The 15,004-nt window shown below is 37.7% G+C and carries 21 protein-coding genes; 7 read left to right on the top strand and 14 right to left on the bottom strand.

Annotation, left to right across the window (positions count from 1 at the left end):
* Positions 1-30 precede the first annotated feature (30 nt).
* The 7 genes from hemE to AAFN64_RS00420 all read left to right on the top strand — a co-directional run bounded on the left by hemE (position 31) and on the right by AAFN64_RS00420 (position 10,478).
* Positions 31-1,056, top strand: a complete 1,026-nt coding sequence (hemE, locus tag AAFN64_RS00450) for a uroporphyrinogen decarboxylase (RefSeq protein ID WP_347758876.1) — start codon at positions 31-33, stop codon at positions 1,054-1,056.
* 25 nt (positions 1,057-1,081) lie between these two features.
* Positions 1,082-1,639: a DUF3575 domain-containing protein gene (locus AAFN64_RS00445; RefSeq protein ID WP_347758874.1), complete on the top strand. Its 558-nt coding sequence runs from the start codon at positions 1,082-1,084 to the stop codon at positions 1,637-1,639.
* Between the two features lie 2 nt (positions 1,640-1,641).
* Positions 1,642-2,547, top strand: a complete 906-nt coding sequence (gene hemF / locus AAFN64_RS00440; RefSeq protein ID WP_347758872.1) for an oxygen-dependent coproporphyrinogen oxidase — start codon at positions 1,642-1,644, stop codon at positions 2,545-2,547.
* A gap of 64 nt (positions 2,548-2,611) precedes the next feature.
* Positions 2,612-3,658, top strand: coding sequence for a DUF4421 family protein (locus AAFN64_RS00435; protein WP_300489394.1), 1,047 nt, complete (start codon positions 2,612-2,614; stop codon positions 3,656-3,658).
* 313 nt (positions 3,659-3,971) lie between these two features.
* Entirely contained in the window at positions 3,972-5,129 is a 1,158-nt protein-coding gene (locus tag AAFN64_RS00430; RefSeq protein WP_347758870.1) for an HlyD family efflux transporter periplasmic adaptor subunit, read from the top strand.
* The gene (locus AAFN64_RS00425) at positions 5,122-7,281 is read left to right on the top strand and encodes a peptidase domain-containing ABC transporter (protein WP_347758868.1); all 2,160 of its coding nucleotides are present in this window, start codon (positions 5,122-5,124) and stop codon (positions 7,279-7,281) included. Before AAFN64_RS00430 ends, AAFN64_RS00425 begins: the two co-directional genes overlap by 8 nt.
* Before the next feature lie 20 nt (positions 7,282-7,301).
* Positions 7,302-10,478: a lantibiotic dehydratase gene (locus AAFN64_RS00420; protein WP_347758866.1), complete on the top strand. Its 3,177-nt coding sequence runs from the start codon at positions 7,302-7,304 to the stop codon at positions 10,476-10,478.
* Positions 10,479-11,098: 620 nt separating this feature from the next.
* On the opposite strand, the gene AAFN64_RS00415 is transcribed toward AAFN64_RS00420, so the two are convergent.
* The 14 genes from AAFN64_RS00415 to AAFN64_RS00350 all read right to left on the bottom strand — a co-directional run bounded on the left by AAFN64_RS00415 (position 11,099) and on the right by AAFN64_RS00350 (position 15,004).
* Positions 11,099-11,281: a class I lanthipeptide gene (locus tag AAFN64_RS00415; RefSeq protein WP_347758865.1), complete on the bottom strand. Its 183-nt coding sequence runs from the start codon at positions 11,279-11,281 to the stop codon at positions 11,099-11,101.
* A 587-nt stretch (positions 11,282-11,868) separates the two neighbouring features.
* The gene (locus tag AAFN64_RS00410) at positions 11,869-12,561 is read right to left on the bottom strand and encodes a helix-turn-helix transcriptional regulator (protein ID WP_347758863.1); all 693 of its coding nucleotides are present in this window, start codon (positions 12,559-12,561) and stop codon (positions 11,869-11,871) included.
* A gap of 391 nt (positions 12,562-12,952) precedes the next feature.
* The gene (locus tag AAFN64_RS00405; protein ID WP_347758861.1) at positions 12,953-13,099 is read right to left on the bottom strand and encodes a class IIb bacteriocin, lactobin A/cerein 7B family; all 147 of its coding nucleotides are present in this window, start codon (positions 13,097-13,099) and stop codon (positions 12,953-12,955) included.
* Between the two features lie 27 nt (positions 13,100-13,126).
* Complete coding sequence (locus AAFN64_RS00400) at positions 13,127-13,273, bottom strand: class I lanthipeptide (protein ID WP_347758845.1); 147 nt, start codon at positions 13,271-13,273, stop codon at positions 13,127-13,129.
* 27 nt (positions 13,274-13,300) lie between these two features.
* Entirely contained in the window at positions 13,301-13,447 is a 147-nt protein-coding gene (locus AAFN64_RS00395; protein ID WP_347758859.1) for a class IIb bacteriocin, lactobin A/cerein 7B family, read from the bottom strand.
* A gap of 26 nt (positions 13,448-13,473) precedes the next feature.
* Positions 13,474-13,620, bottom strand: coding sequence for a class IIb bacteriocin, lactobin A/cerein 7B family (locus AAFN64_RS00390; protein ID WP_347758857.1), 147 nt, complete (start codon positions 13,618-13,620; stop codon positions 13,474-13,476).
* A 25-nt stretch (positions 13,621-13,645) separates the two neighbouring features.
* Positions 13,646-13,792, bottom strand: a complete 147-nt coding sequence (locus tag AAFN64_RS00385) for a class I lanthipeptide (protein WP_347758836.1) — start codon at positions 13,790-13,792, stop codon at positions 13,646-13,648.
* A gap of 25 nt (positions 13,793-13,817) precedes the next feature.
* The gene (locus AAFN64_RS00380; protein WP_347758849.1) at positions 13,818-13,964 is read right to left on the bottom strand and encodes a class I lanthipeptide; all 147 of its coding nucleotides are present in this window, start codon (positions 13,962-13,964) and stop codon (positions 13,818-13,820) included.
* 26 nt (positions 13,965-13,990) lie between these two features.
* A complete protein-coding gene (locus AAFN64_RS00375) occupies positions 13,991-14,137 on the bottom strand; it encodes a class IIb bacteriocin, lactobin A/cerein 7B family (RefSeq protein WP_347758847.1) in 147 nt (48 codons plus the stop codon).
* A 25-nt stretch (positions 14,138-14,162) separates the two neighbouring features.
* Positions 14,163-14,309 carry a class I lanthipeptide gene (locus AAFN64_RS00370; RefSeq protein WP_347758838.1) on the bottom strand — a complete coding sequence of 49 codons (147 nt, stop codon included), beginning with the start codon at positions 14,307-14,309 and terminating at the stop codon, positions 14,163-14,165.
* Between the two features lie 26 nt (positions 14,310-14,335).
* Complete coding sequence (locus tag AAFN64_RS00365) at positions 14,336-14,482, bottom strand: class IIb bacteriocin, lactobin A/cerein 7B family (RefSeq protein WP_347758856.1); 147 nt, start codon at positions 14,480-14,482, stop codon at positions 14,336-14,338.
* A gap of 28 nt (positions 14,483-14,510) precedes the next feature.
* Entirely contained in the window at positions 14,511-14,657 is a 147-nt protein-coding gene (locus AAFN64_RS00360) for a class I lanthipeptide (protein ID WP_347758854.1), read from the bottom strand.
* Positions 14,658-14,683: 26 nt separating this feature from the next.
* On the bottom strand, positions 14,684-14,830 hold the full coding sequence (locus AAFN64_RS00355; RefSeq protein ID WP_347758849.1) for a class I lanthipeptide: 147 nt from the start codon (positions 14,828-14,830) through the stop codon (positions 14,684-14,686).
* Between the two features lie 27 nt (positions 14,831-14,857).
* Positions 14,858-15,004, bottom strand: coding sequence for a class IIb bacteriocin, lactobin A/cerein 7B family (locus AAFN64_RS00350; protein WP_347758852.1), 147 nt, complete (start codon positions 15,002-15,004; stop codon positions 14,858-14,860).

Raw genomic sequence — 15,004 nt, 5'->3', positions numbered from 1 at the left:
CGGTTAGACGATTGTTCAAAACAACAGATTATGATACAGAACGATTTATTTTTAAGAGCTTTAAAAGGAGAAACCGTGGAAAGACCACCGGTATGGATGATGCGTCAGGCGGGTCGTTATTTACCGGAATTCCGGACATTGCGCGACAAGTATGATTTTTTCACCCGTTGTAAAACTCCCGAATTGGCTGCTGAAATAACCGTTCAGCCGATCCGTATTGTAAAACCGGATGCAGCAATCCTTTTTTCGGATATCCTTGTCGTTCCGCAAGCAATGGGAATTGATGTAGAACTAAAAGACAATTTAGGACCAATTATCCCAAATCCGATTCGTTCGGCTGCCGATGTGGCAAAAGTTTACAATCCGGATATTCAGGAATCGCTAGGTTATGTGATGGATGCGATCAAACTGACCAAAGAAATGCTAAACAATGAAGTACCATTGATCGGTTTTGCCGGTTCACCATGGACGATTTTCTGTTATGCTGTGGAAGGAAAAGGTTCGAAAAGTTTCGATACGGCCAAAGGTTTTTGCTTTTCGCAACCGGAAGCGGCGCATACCTTACTACAAAAAATCACCGATACTACGATTGCCTATCTGATCGAAAAAGTAAAAACCGGAGTGAATGCCGTTCAGATTTTTGACAGTTGGGGCGGAATGCTTTCGCCGGTTGACTACCAGGAATTTTCATGGAAATATATCAACCAGATTGTAGAAGCTTTAGCACCGCATACCGAGGTAATTGTTTTTGGAAAAGGATGTTGGTTTGCTTTAAACGAAATGGCCAAAAGTAAAGCCTCCGCTTTGGGAGTAGACTGGACTTGTTCGCCACAAAATGCACGTTACCTAACCGGTGGAAACATCACCTTACAAGGAAACTTCGACCCTTCGCGTTTGTTATCGCCTATTCCAACCATCAAAAAAATGGTACACGAGATGATCGATGCGTTCGGAAAAGACAAATACATCGTTAATCTGGGACATGGTATTTTACCAAACATCCCGGTTGATCATGCCAAAGCATTTATAGAAGCAGTAAAAGAATATCAGAAATAAACAACAACGATAAAAGCCACGCTCTGTGACCACAAAAATCAAATTTCACCTGTTATTGGTTTGCCTGATAACTTCGGTTACTTTCGGTCAGACACGTATTAAAGGGAATATTGCCACTGCTTTGGCGGTCATTCCGAATTTTGGTATAGAAACCAAAATCGGTGAGAAAATGACCTTCCAGTTCGATGCCACCGCTTCTTTCTGGAAATCGTTTAAAGGTAGCCCGATGGAATTCACACTGGCTTTTGCCGAAGTCCGCTATTATACGAAAGACATCAACAGAGGCTTTTTTGTTGGCGCACACGTTGGCGGAAGTCAATATAAAATCCAAAAATGGGATTCCTGGCATATGGATTATTATCAGGAAGGTATTGGCGTAATGATGGGAGCGACTATTGGTTACCTCTATCCGATAAATGATCATTTTAGTCTGGAATTATTTTTAGGTGGCGGAAACCATCAGGGTTTTTACAAAGGTTATACGATAACAACACACGAGCGAATTGACGGCGCTGAGAAATACAATAAAAGTGGTGAGTTTCTTCCGTATCGCGGTGGTTTAATGTTGGTTTATAAATTATAATGATGAAAGAACAATTTTATACATACATACAAAATTTACAGGACACCATTACGGCAGCTTTGGAAAAAGCCGATGGGAAGGCTGTTTTTCACCAGGATATCTGGGAACGTCCCGAAGGCGGAGGCGGTAGAACCCGGGTGATCGAAAATGGTGCTGTATTCGAAAAAGGAGGCGTTAATATTTCGGCCGTTCACGGACCACTTCCTGCAGCGATGCAAACCTACTTTAATGTAGGAGATGTTGATTTTTTTGCCTGTGGTCTGAGTTTGGTCCTTCACCCAAAAAATCCGATGGTACCAACTGTTCATGCCAACTGGCGTTATTTTGAAATGTATGATAAAGACGGAAATGTTATCAACCAATGGTTTGGCGGCGGACAGGATTTAACCCCTTACTATCTGTTTGAGGAAGATGCCCGACACTTTCATCAGGTTTGTAAAACAGCCTGTGACAAACACAATCCGGCATTTTACGATCTGTTTAAAAAACAATGTGATGCCTATTTTTGGAATGCACATCGCGAGGAAGCCAGAGGAATCGGCGGACTTTTCTTTGATCATTGTAAAGCTACCGAAACGATGAGCATGGAGCAATGGTATGCTTTTGTGACCGAAGTTGGAAATAGCTTTTTGGAGGCCTATCTTCCGATTGTGGAAAAACGAAAAATATTGGATTATACGCCGGAAAACAGAACCTGGCAGGAAATCCGACGTGGTCGTTATGTCGAATTTAACCTCGTTCACGACAAAGGAACCTTGTTTGGTTTGAGAACCAATGGTCGTATCGAAAGTATATTAATGAGCTTACCACCACATGTACAGTGGGTTTACGATCATCATCCGGAAAAAGACAGTCCTGAAGAGCAGTTGCTTTCCGTTTTAAAAACGCCTGTTGACTGGCTAAAATAGTTTTTTGTAACTTGCGGGCTTAAATCGATTCATGACCGATACGCTAACCATTCCCCTCTAACCGATGGATTTTAGAAAACTTGTTTTCATCGGATATTGTATATTCCTGTCGACTTTTGCTTTTTCACAAAATGATACCATTCAAGAAGTTACGCAAAAGTACGACACGCTGTATCGTGTCAATTATGCTAATAAAATGATATGCAAACTGAATATCGATTCCGATATCAACAATCTGTATATCCGCAATGTCAAGGAAAAATCGGAAAATAAATTTATTCCGAATGAGATTTTTAAGCTCCGTTTTTCGTTCGACTATCGGTTTTTAGGACTAACGGTTTCTTTTTCGCCCAGTTTCTTCCCGGGAAATAACGACAATGCCATCAAAGGCAACACCCTGATTCTGGATTTGGGTTTTAAGTTTTTTTATTCCGATCGACTGCGACAGGAAATTATCTATAAAAACGTACAGGGTTATTATCTTGTTTCTCCGGAAAACGACGAATTGATCGAAGCGTTCCCGCAAATGAAAGTGAACACCTATGGTGGAAAAACATTCTTTATTGTTAACCGGAATTTTTCCTATCGCGCCTACGAATCGCAAACCGAACGGCAAATGCAGAGTACAGGTTCTTTTATACCAAGCATTTATTATGCCTACAATACTCTTGAAACCAATGCTGATAACTCTAGTAAGCTTTTTATCGATAAGATTTATTCCTATGATGTAATCGTTCAAGCCGGCTATATGTACAATCTTGTGTTGGATAAAAAATGGTTTGCCACAGCCGGATTACATCCCGGAATCGGTTATAATCATTCCAAAAACTTTTACCTCAACAATCAAAGCAGTCAGGAATTGGAAAAAAATTCGCAAGGTGTTAATATTAACATCGATGCCAACCTCGCTTTGGGCTTTAACAACAGTAACTTCTTTTCCGGCTTCAAAGCGAATTACCGGAATTTTAACTACATCAACGAACTGAATACGGAGTTTATCAGTAGCCGTATCGGATTCGATTTTTTTATCGGATACCGCTTTAAAGAATCCAAACCCATTAAAAAAGTTTTTCAAAAAATCGAAAAACAGTTGGACAGGCTTCCGATATAATTCGACAAAAACCGTTTTTTATTCCTTTTTTAGCAGCGCTGTTTTACTCCTTTTTTCCTTTCGGAAGAACGGATTGTTACCTTTTTTACCATACGCCATCTCAAGCGTCTCCCTCAAACCAATTACGAATTAAAACATTATAAACCAACAACTTACATCTTTAAAAACCAGTCATTTTTTATAAATTTCGGGTTACTTCACTTGTACACGCTACATATTATTCGTTGTTTTGAATCAAAACCCAAGCACATGAATACTGAATTTTTTAACCAAAAAGGTCAGTTATGTCTAACCTTTAAAAAATAATAGCGTGATGAACGATCCGAACATTTTTCCGGAAGATATTCTAAAAAGCACTGTAGAATATCACATAGCAAAACATAACAAAAAAACCAATGTTATTTTTTGGGCCATATTTATAACACTGTTTAGTGTTGTAATTGCTTTACCATTTATATATGTGGATTTGTATACGACCAGTAGAGGTCATATTATCCCACAAGAGAAGAAAGCGTCCTTATATGCTCCCGCTAGTGGACGGGTGGTTTTTTCGAAACTGGAAGAAAATCGAAAAGTAGAAGCTGGCGACACCCTATTAATCATCGATCATAAAATTATTGAGGAAAAAGGGCGCCTGAATAATCTTCAGACAAGCGAATACCGCGATTATATGGCCGATTTGCGTAATCTTTTACAACGAAATTACGGTGCGCTTAAAACCGAACAATACAAAAAAGAATACCTGAAACACGCTCAGGAACTTTATAATATCGATGTCGTAATTAAAACTTCCCAAACAGAGTTTGACCGTGCCGACCGACTTTATGGCAAACAAATCATAGCCAAAGCCGAATATGAAAAAACATTACTCGATCTGAACAAACTTAAAAACGACCGGGTAAACATTATCAAACAGGCGGAATTAGGATGGCAAAAACAGCTAACGGAATATTCGCAAAACGTTACCAATATCCACTCAAACTCCAATCAGCTGCGGGAAGAAGAAAAGACCTATGTTTTGCTTGCTCCGATAAGCGGTGAACTTCTAAACGTTCAGGGAATCAGTAAAGGAAGTATGGTAACACCGGGGTCGGTAATTGCAGAAATCTCACCAGACAAAGATATTATTGTAGAAACCTATGTGTCACCTTCGGACATCGGTTTTATCAAAGAAGGAGAAAACGTAAAATACCAGGTCGATGCCTATAATTCCAACCAATGGGGATTTGCAACCGGACAGATTATTGACGTAGGACGAGATGTCGTATTTATCAATGATACGCCGGTTTATAAAATCAGAAGTTCTATTGCTAAGAAAAGCCTTTACCTGAGAAATGGATCCGAAGGCCGATTGAAAAAAGGAATGACGCTAACAAGTCGCTTTTTCCTTACCAAGAGAAGTATGTTCCAACTATTATTTGATGAGATTGAAGATTGGTTAAACCCTTATAACAGCATTAAAAATGAGTAAGATTGCTATCAAACAACACGACCACAGCGACTGTGGTGCCACTTGCCTGGCATCGGTGTCCGAACATTATAACTTGAGTTTGCCGATTTCAAGAATCAGACAATACGCCAGTACCAATCAGAAAGGAACTACGCTTTTAGGGTTGCGCGAAGCCGCTATCAAACTGGGCTTCCTTGCCAAAGGGGTTAAAGCTTCTCTGGACAGCATTAAAGATATTCCGCTTCCGGCTATTGCCCACGTGGTTATGAAAATCGACGATCATGAATTTCCACATTATGTGGTAATTTATAAGGTTACCGATAAGTATATCCAGATTATGGATCCGGCTTCCGGAAAAATGGAAAAAAAATCACATGACGAATTTAAAGCCATTTCAACCGAGTATTTCCTGATTCTGATTCCGGATGAAGATATTTTTAAAGAACGAAACGAAAAAGTTTCCAACTTAAGACGGATCACTTTTTTATTAAAACCGCACAAATACATTCTGATTCAAGCTTTTATCGGTGCCGTAATCTATACTTTGCTGGGATTTTCAATGTCTATTTATGTAGAAAAAATAACGGACTTTGTACTGGTTAGCGGAAATAAAAGCTTACTAAATCTGATGAGTGTCATCGTGTTGGGCTGTATTCTCCTCCAGTTTACTTTTGGTGCGTTAAAAGATTTCTTCCTTTTAAAAACCAGTCAGCAACTGGATTCCCGACTAATTCTCGGGTATTACAAACATTTGTTTACCATGCCGCAAAAGTTTTTCGATACCATGCGTATCGGTGAAATCATGTCCCGAATTGGTGATGCTGTTAAAATCCGTTTGTTGATCAACGAAACAGCGCTAAGTGTGTCGGTAAATATCCTGATCGTGATTTTCTCTTTTATTTTTATGTATACCTATTACTGGAAATTGGCTTTAATCGTTTCTCTGATCATTCCGGTTTATGTAATTATCTATTTTATTGTAAACAATCTGAATAAAAAAGCCGAACGTGAAGTAATGGAGAAAAACGCCATGCTGGAAGCGCAATTGGTAGAATCGATCAAAAACATCGGAACCGTAAAACGTTTATCGTTGGAAGATTATTCCAAAAACAAAACCGAATTGCGATTTATCGACCTGTTACGAAGTATTTATTCGTCCGGTATTAACAGTATTTTCTCTAGGGTTTCAACCGAATTCGTGTCCCGAATCTTTACCGTGATCCTACTTTGGGCCGGTACGCATTATGCCATCGACGGACAAATTACACCGGGTGAGTTGTTTTCGTTTTATTCCGTAATCGGATACTTTACAGGACCGGCTTCGCAGTTAATCGGAACCAACGTACAAATTCAGAATGCTATGATTGCTGCCGATCGTCTGTTTGGTATCATGGATTTGGATAATGAAAAAACCGAAGCGACCATTAACCTCAACAGAAATACTTTGGGTAATATCGAATTTAAAAATGTTGATTTCTCCTATGAGATCGGAAGAAATACATTTAAGGAGTTAAATCTGACCATTCCAAAAGGAAAATTCACAGCCATTGTAGGAGAAAGCGGTAGCGGAAAAAGTACGATTGCTTCTCTTATCCAAAGCATTTACCAACCAACAGACGGTAAGATTTCCGTAGGGAATTACGATCTGAAATATATCTCAAAAGACAGTATTAATAAATTGATCACAACAGTTCCACAAAACGTTGAACTATTCGATGGTTCCATTATTTCGAATATCGCTATCGGTGATCAGAACCCGGATATGGAACGCATTATTGATGTGAGCAAAAAGGTCGGCGCCTACGATTTTATCGAGTCGTTACCAAACGGATTTGACACCTATCTGGGTGAATTTGGAGCCAATTTATCGGGCGGAGAACGCCAGCGTATCGCTTTTGCAAGAGCTTTATACAAAGATCCGGAAGTGATCATATTAGATGAAGCCACATCGGCTCTGGATTCGGAATCAGAATTGGTAATCAAACAGTTAATCGACGATCTGTCCAAAGAAGGAAAAACAATTATTGTGATCGCACATAAGCTACATTCCATAAAAAATGCCGATATTATCATGGCGTTTAAAAAAGGAGAGCTTATCGAAAATGGTACGCACGAGCAACTGTTAACACAAAAAGGTTACTACTACAAAATGTGGCAAAACAATTTAAACTAAAAACCCAAACTATATAAATTATGAAAAATTACTCCTTTGCTAATAAAGCTATCGTTAGAACGCCGTTAGAGCCTAAAAAATTGGATATTTCATGGGAAACCATTCAGGAAGTTTTTAAAAACCCGAAGAATCGCGAAGCACTGTTTATCGGTTCTCCCAGTATTTATAAAGCATTTGAACTTTGGGAAAAAGGTGAAGCTTTTCAGGAAGAATTCGAATTAAAAAGCTTAAAAGGATCCCTTTATAAATATACGTCGCGCCTTTCAAACCGTTGTACGCCTTTTGGAATGTTTGCACAGGTATCGGCCATCGATATGGGACCGGAAACCAAAATCGAATTTGATAACGCCGCCATCAGTCGGTTTACCAAATACGACATGTACTTTTTGGGTAGCTTTATGCCAATTATCACAAAAGAAAACGCTATCCGAGCGGTTTTAAAATATTTTCCGAACAATTCCATTTATACGGTTTTTGATAAGTACCGCTTTGTGGAATACTATTTTAAAAAGAACGTACGCCTTCATAAAATTTCAGAAGTAGTGGCTACCGAATACCTGGAAGTGGTACTGAAAAACGCCAAAAACGGCGCTACCGTTTCCGATCTGGCACAACACCTGATTTCGGATGAGATTAACGAAAAAGATGCGACAGCGTTTATCAATACGGTAATCGACAGTCAGTTTTTAGTGAGCGAACTGGAGTTTACCTTAACCGGTGAGGACTATTTCGAATCATTGATCGCTAAGTTTAAAGAAGATCGTTTTGCATTCCACGAAGCACAGGTTATTCTGGAACTTATTCTGACTTTAAAAGAAAAGATCAGCAATCTGGATGAAAACGTTTTTAACGATCCTGAAAAATACCGCGAAATCTATAAAATGTTAAATCAGGAACTGGACGAAGTGGATGAATCCAAATTATTCCAGGTAGATAGTTACCGTAATTTACCGGATGCTACGTTGAGTAATAAAGCATTTAAAAAATTACGTAGTGGTGTTACGGCCATGAACAAACTACAACCGGTTCACGAACGAACCGCTTTAAAAGAGTTTAAACGTAAATTCACCGAGCGCTACGAAGAATATGAGCAACCGTTAATCAAAGTACTGGATCCGGATGTAGGAATTGGTTATGGCAAACAATCGGGTGCCAAAACACCATTGGTAGACGAGTTGAATGTAAATCCGAATTATTCGAACTACAGACAAATTACGCAGAGTCCGGAACGCGCGTTCCTGTTCCGAAAACTAATTCAGGCAACTCAAACGAATACAACCAACATCAAACTAACCGACGAAGAGATCAACCAGTTTGACGAAAAAGAACATTTATATCCGGATACCTTCTCGGTTTTCTTTAATATGTTCCACGAAAACAACGAAGAGAAAATCGCGTTATCCTATGTTTCCGGTCCTTCGGCCAATGGTCTTATCGGACGCTTCGGACATCTTAACAACAATATCATGGAACTGTGCAATGAAATATCCGAAAGGGAAAATGCCTTACATCCGGATAAAATCATCGCTGAAATTATTCACCTTCCGCAGGCCAGAACCGGAAATATCCTGTACCGCGGTTTCCAAAGAGACTACGAAATCCCGTATTTGGGTAGTTCTTCACTGGATCAGGAGCATCAGATTTTGGTGGACGATTTGTATATCTCGGTAAAAAACAATCGTATCGTATTGCGTTCCAAAAGACTTAATAAAGAAGTGATTCCACGATTGGGGAATGCCCATAATTACAGTGCCAATGCGCTTCCGATTTACCATTTCCTATGTGATCTTCAAAATCAGGATTCGTCGGGATTAGGTTTTTCATGGGGCGAATTACAAAATGATTTCGACTTCCTGCCTCGATTAACCTATAACGATATCGTATTATCGAGAGCGACATGGAATTTATCTGAAAAAGACATTAAATACATTCTTTCGTTAAAAGACGAATCGGTTGTAGATTCCGTTAGAGCGTTCCAGCGCGAGCGTCAAATTCCGGATATTGTTTCGTTTGTTCAGGGCGATAATGAAGTGGTGGTAAACTTTACAAATGAATTGAGCTGTAAAGTATTCGCTTTAATGCTAAAAGGAGAGCGTTTTATCCAATTAAAAGAGTTTTTGTTTACCAACGATACCGTTACGGAAAACTATTGTAATGAGTTTATTGTTTCGGCTTTTAAAAATGTTGAGGCCAAATCGGCACCGGTTAACAAACACACCGAAGTGGTTTCCTATTACAAATCGAAATCGTACCAGGAAGGCTATACCGCACAACCGGATACCGCAATCCCGTCGTTCTCTATTGGAGAAGAATGGTTGTACTATAAATTCTATTGTGGCGAAAGAGCCGGTGAGGAACTTTTAAACAGAGCCATCAACCCGATTGTAGCCGAGCTGGAAGCTAAAAATCTGATTCAGAAATGGTTTTTTATCCGTTATCAGGATGCATTAGGACATCATTTGCGTTTCCGTATCTTATTGAACGACAAACAACATTTTACAGAGTGTATCAATATCGTTAAAAAACATATCAAACCGTTTGAAGAAAATACGGTAATCTGGAAAACACAAACCGATACCTACCTACGGGAATTACAGCGTTACGGTCATATGGCTATTGATGAAACGGAAAGTCTTTTCCACAATGACAGTGAATGTACGATGCGTTTTGCCGATATGATCGAAGGTGATCTGGGTGAAAAAATCCGTTGGAAATTCTGTCTGTTATCGATGCATTTCCTTTTGGAAGATCTTGGATTTAGCTTAAAAGACCGAATTGAAATGTTGAAAGTTGCCAAAACAAGTTTCGGTAATGAGTTTAATCGTTCCGGATCGGGCGAGCTAAACAAACAAATCAACGAAATGTTCGCGAAAAACGAACGCGATATTGAACTGTTTATGGATGAGTCGCTAACCGACGAAATGTATGCGCCAATATGGGAGATCCTAAAAGACCGTTCGGCCAAAAACAGTGCTATTGCACAACATCTACAAAAAATGGCTGCAGAACAACAATTACCAACTTCATTCGGAGCGGCAACGTTAAGTTACCTGCATATGATTTGTAACCGTGTGTTTATTGCCAAACAACGGGTTCACGAAATGGTTGTATACGATTATCTGTATAAATATTACAGCAAGCAATTGCATACTTCCAAATCTAAAAATTCGGATGCTACACAAGTTGAAATCGCATAACGTATAAGCGCTTTAGCCGCATTACGTCCGTCATTATATGAAAAAAACAGATGCCCAAAAGGCATCTGTTTTTCAATAGACCTATATTATATTCCGTTGGTTTTTGTAACCGCCAATCCGCCCGATTTCGATGCAAACGCTACTATTACAACGAATCTTATTTTGGGTTCGTAAAACTAGTTTCTCGCTAAACTACCACGATTTGGGTAGTATTGAGCAAGTCTGAAGAAAAGTCCGCGATATGGAACCGTAAACACTTTTATTCGATCGGATTTTTCGAGATTGTTAAAAAAATGGCATTGAAGGCTTCAAAACGATACGTCGGTTATTGACCAAGTTTTTACCGACGAAAATGCCCTTACTTCATTTTTAGAAAAAACGTATAATTCGGAAGGAAACAAATTCAGGAAAGTTTCTTTTAAATATTCCTGATACGTTCCTCACCCCTACTTCTCTAAACCCCATTACGACTAATGGGTTTTCTTTTTTTCCGAAACAAAGCCAGGCATTTTCTAATACAATTATGACAAGCTCCAGTTAGATACAGTAATGTCGTATCGCTGACATATTTCTGTTATTCCCCAATACGCTTATCAATTTTGTTTTTTGCAACTTTATTTTCAATCTCTTTTATAAGGAACTGCAGAAAGCGCCTGCTGTGTCACTGCTCCAACCGCTTGCGAAGCTAATTTAATGAGTGAAAAAAGGCTTCCACCTCCTATTTGCTGAAGTTGATTGTCATTTAACTCTACAATAGCTGTACTTTCAAAAGTTAACTTACTGTTTGTCTTTTGCTTTTTCATACTAATATAAATTAAAAATTTCCCCTACTCTTTTAAGGATTTTCAGGTTACTCCTGTTAGGACATTTTGCGCGCTGGTCCATTTTTAACCATTTTAACAACAGTCGTGCTGATCGACTTTAAAGCCGGATCGTTTTTTGTTTTAGGGAAAATGCTACAAATTGTCTGAATTATAAATAATCCATTATTTGTGTTGCTTTAAGGGGAAGTGTTTTTGTTTCGTTTTATAATTTGAAACTACGTTTGCCGTTTTGGGTATAGCTACCCAACGGGCATCGGGAAGGGCGTTTTTTGTAGTGTTATCACAACCGTTTTCCTTTACGGTTACGACTTTTTAATTTATCTATTGTTTTGTGTTTTTGAAGTAGCTACTCATATTTAAAAAAATACTTTCGCTACACAAAAACCCATCCTGTTAATGTTTTCGAAATGCTTCGACTAAATCGCTTCATTTCTCCTTCATCAACACGGCAAAGAAATGTCGATTTTTTAGCTTCCGCAAACAAACAAACCCTATTTTTATAAAAAACAGGCATATAAAAAGCATGCTAAAAAACTAACTTACAATACTTTAAATATAATTTCAGGTTATTTCTTTTTTTCTATTTTTCGGATGTAAGCAGAGGGTGAAATCCCGGTAACTTCTTTAAAATATTTCGAAAAAGAGTCCGGACTTTTATATCCAATCTCATCTGCTATCGCACTTATTGAATAGGCGCGAAGCTTTTTATTGCATGCTAATTCCAGGAGAACATAACTAATACGAAGCTCATTAATATAGTCGCTAAAACTTTTTCCAAGTTCTTTGTTTATAATTCTGGACAGGTAAGTTGTATTGGTTTTTAATTTTTTAGCAACACTATGTAACGTACAATCTTGGCTCAGGAAGTATTTGCTTTGTTCCAGTTTGGCCAGTTGTATCAATATATCATTAACCCGTTTGTCGTTAATCACAAATGTTGTAGTATCTGACAAACTTTTTTTTCGGTCATTCCCAAATTTTTGATTCTTCAGTTCGAAATCGTTAATTCTATCGAATAACTTCTGGAAGTTTTCTTTATTTTCCCTTTCGTTTTTACAATACCGACAATAGCAAAAACCAAAGATAATCGCGATTAAAATCAATAATAACGTCAGGAGACCGATTGCAATTGTGATTCCCAGGTCAGGTGAAGCAACCGGTAATACAATAACAATAATAACAGAATAAACGTTGTACATGGCCAATAACATCACTTTTAGCTTCCTTTTTAGAAATAAAAATAACGCTTTGATTATCAAAACATAACCATTTAAATACTTTTAACAATCTGTTTTCGGATAATGAAATTGTATTTTATATAATTTCAAAAAAGGTTACTTTTTACAAATAGAGTAACCGAAAAACACTCTTAATAAAGAGTAAAAAAATAGTTATAATACTATCAAAAAAATAATTTTACATATCCCAATAACCTTGCGATAAAAAGATTGTACTTTTCTGATGATCAGAAAATTCTTCTTTATTCTGGGGTTAAAAATAAAAAAGACCATCTGTTTCAGATAGTCTTTTTTAATGCATCACCTTTAAGGTGTTACCGGTAAGCAGTTGGGATGTTTAAACGAATGAGGTCACATTTGCAACTGTTAACGGTTCATCCATAACCTTTTATTTATAGATGATCAAAATGGATTAGTCTAAAGCGTAAGCTAATAATGCTCCGATAGCGATATAACATAGTGGCGTACTTCCACCGTTTACGTCCTGCATTTGGTTGTCATTCAATTCTACTAATGAACTTTTAGTGAATCCTAATTTGTTGGTGTTTGCTGATTTCATGGTTTTTTGGTTTTAAAGGGTTAAGAATTAATCTAAAGCTTTTACTAAAAGGAAGCCGATTGCTACATAACATAATGGTGTACTTCCTCCGTTTACGTCTTGCATTTGGTTGTCATTCAATTCTACTAATGAACTTTTAGTGAATCCTAATTTGTTGCTGTTTGTTGATTTCATGGTTTTTTGGTTTTAAAGGGTTAAGAATTAATCTAAAGCGTAAGCTAATAATGCTCCGATCGCAATATAACATAGTGGTGTACTTCCTCCGTTTACATCTTGCATTTGATTGTCGTTTAATTCTACTAAGGAATTTTTTGCGAATCCTAATTTGGTTGCGTTTGCTGATTTCATGGTTTGTTGGTTTTAAAGGTTAATGATTAGTCTAAGGCGTAAGCTAATAGTGCTCCGATGGCGATATAACATAGTGGCGTGCTTCCACCGTTTACGTCTTGCATTTGGTTGTCATTCAATTCTACTAATGATTTTTTAGCGAATCCTAATTTGTTGGTGTTTGTTGATTTCATGGTTTTTTGTTTTAAAGGTTAATGATTAGTCTAAAGCTTTTACTAAAAGGAAGCCGATTGCTACATAACATAATGGTGTACTTCCTCCGTTTACGTCTTGCATTTGATTGTCGTTTAATTCTACTAAGGAATTTTTTGCGAATCCTAATTTGGTTGCGTTTTGCGTTTTCATGGTTTTTTGGTTTTAAGGTTAATGATTAGTCTAATGCTTTTACTAAAAGGAAGCCGATTGCTACATAACATAGTGGAGTACTTCCTCCGTTTACGTCTTGCATTTGGTTGTCGTTTAATTCTACTAAGGAATTTTTTGCGAATCCTAATTTGTTGGTGTTTGTTGATTTCATGGTTTGTTGGTTTTAAAGGTTAATGATTAGTCTAAAGCGTAAGCTAATAATGCTCCGATCGCGATATAACATAGTGGCGTACTTCCTCCGTTTACGTCTTGCATTTGGTTGTCGTTTAATTCTACTAAGGAATTTTTAGCGAATCCTAATTTGTTGGTGTTTGTTGATTTCATGGTTTGTTGGTTTTAAGGTTAAGAATTAGTCTAATGCTTTTACTAAAAGGAAGCCGATTGCTACATAACATAATGGAGTGCTTCCACCGTTTACATCTTGCATTTGGTTGTCGTTTAATTCTACTAATGAACTTTTAGTGAATCCTAATTTGTTGGTGTTTGTTGATTTCATGGTTTGTTGGTTTTAAAGGTTAATGATTAGTCTAAAGCGTAAGCTAATAATGCTCCGATCGCGATATAACATAGTGGAGTGCTTCCACCGTTTACGTCCTGCATTTGGTTGTCATTTAATTCTACTAATGAACTTTTAGCGAATCCTAATTTGGTTGCGTTTTGCGTTTTCATAATTTTTGTTGGTTTTAAGGTTAAAGAATTAGTCTAAAGCTTTTACTAAAAGGTAGCCGATCGCGATATAACATAGTGGCGTACTTCCACCGTTTACGTCTTGCATTTGATTGTCATTTAATTCTACTAAGGAATTTTTTGCGAATCCTAATTTGTTGGTGTTTGCTGATTTCATGGTTTTTTGGTTTTAAAGGTTAATGATTAGTCTAAAGCTTTTACTAAAAGGAAGCCGATTGCTACATAACATAGTGGCGTGCTTCCACCGTTTACGTCCTGCATTTGGTTGTCATTCAATTCTACTAAGGAATTTTTTGCGAATCCTAATTTGTTGGTGTTTGTTGATTTCATGGTTTGTTGGTTTTTAAAGGTTAAAGATTAGTCTAAAGCGTAAGCTAATAATGCTCCGATCGCGATATAACATAGTGGCGTACTTCCTCCGTTTACGTCTTGCATTTGATTGTCGTTTAATTCTACTAAGGAACTTTTTGCGAATCCTAATTTGTTGGTGTTTGTTGATTTCAT

This window comes from Flavobacterium sp. CAU 1735 (genome assembly GCF_039888695.1).
In the GTDB taxonomy this organism is placed as follows: domain Bacteria; phylum Bacteroidota; class Bacteroidia; order Flavobacteriales; family Flavobacteriaceae; genus Flavobacterium.
Note: the sequence above shows the minus strand (reverse complement) of the source record. Positions and strands in the feature narration are given on the sequence as shown.

Bases quoted from the DNA above. Each gene is read 5' to 3' on its own strand.
- AAFN64_RS00385 (WP_347758836.1), bottom strand. From the start codon at position 13,792: ATGAAAACGCAAAACGCAACCAAATTAGGATTCGCAAAAAATTCCTTA.
- AAFN64_RS00365 (WP_347758856.1), bottom strand. From the start codon at position 14,482: ATGAAAACGCAAAACGCAACCAAATTAGGATTCGCTAAAAGTTCATTA.
- AAFN64_RS00425 (WP_347758868.1), top strand. From the start codon at position 5,122: ATGAGTAAGATTGCTATCAAACAACACGACCACAGCGACTGTGGTGCC.
- AAFN64_RS00405 (WP_347758861.1), bottom strand. From the start codon at position 13,099: ATGAAATCAGCAAACACCAACAAATTAGGATTCACTAAAAGTTCATTA.
- hemE (WP_347758876.1), top strand. From the start codon at position 31: ATGATACAGAACGATTTATTTTTAAGAGCTTTAAAAGGAGAAACCGTG.
- AAFN64_RS00370 (WP_347758838.1), bottom strand. From the start codon at position 14,309: ATGAAATCAACAAACACCAACAAATTAGGATTCACTAAAAGTTCATTA.
- AAFN64_RS00395 (WP_347758859.1), bottom strand. From the start codon at position 13,447: ATGAAATCAGCAAACGCAACCAAATTAGGATTCGCAAAAAATTCCTTA.
- AAFN64_RS00435 (WP_300489394.1), top strand. From the start codon at position 2,612: ATGGATTTTAGAAAACTTGTTTTCATCGGATATTGTATATTCCTGTCG.
- AAFN64_RS00415 (WP_347758865.1), bottom strand. From the start codon at position 11,281: ATGAAAAAGCAAAAGACAAACAGTAAGTTAACTTTTGAAAGTACAGCT.
- hemF (WP_347758872.1), top strand. From the start codon at position 1,642: ATGAAAGAACAATTTTATACATACATACAAAATTTACAGGACACCATT.
- AAFN64_RS00390 (WP_347758857.1), bottom strand. From the start codon at position 13,620: ATGAAATCAACAAACACCAACAAATTAGGATTCGCTAAAAAATCATTA.
- AAFN64_RS00355 (WP_347758849.1), bottom strand. From the start codon at position 14,830: ATGAAATCAACAAACACCAACAAATTAGGATTCGCAAAAAATTCCTTA.
- AAFN64_RS00360 (WP_347758854.1), bottom strand. From the start codon at position 14,657: ATGAAATCAGCAAACACCAACAAATTAGGATTCGCAAAAAATTCCTTA.
- AAFN64_RS00420 (WP_347758866.1), top strand. From the start codon at position 7,302: ATGAAAAATTACTCCTTTGCTAATAAAGCTATCGTTAGAACGCCGTTA.
- AAFN64_RS00400 (WP_347758845.1), bottom strand. From the start codon at position 13,273: ATGAAATCAACAAACAGCAACAAATTAGGATTCACTAAAAGTTCATTA.
- AAFN64_RS00380 (WP_347758849.1), bottom strand. From the start codon at position 13,964: ATGAAATCAACAAACACCAACAAATTAGGATTCGCAAAAAATTCCTTA.
- AAFN64_RS00430 (WP_347758870.1), top strand. From the start codon at position 3,972: ATGAACGATCCGAACATTTTTCCGGAAGATATTCTAAAAAGCACTGTA.
- AAFN64_RS00350 (WP_347758852.1), bottom strand. From the start codon at position 15,004: ATGAAATCAACAAACACCAACAAATTAGGATTCGCAAAAAGTTCCTTA.
- AAFN64_RS00375 (WP_347758847.1), bottom strand. From the start codon at position 14,137: ATGAAATCAACAAACACCAACAAATTAGGATTCGCTAAAAATTCCTTA.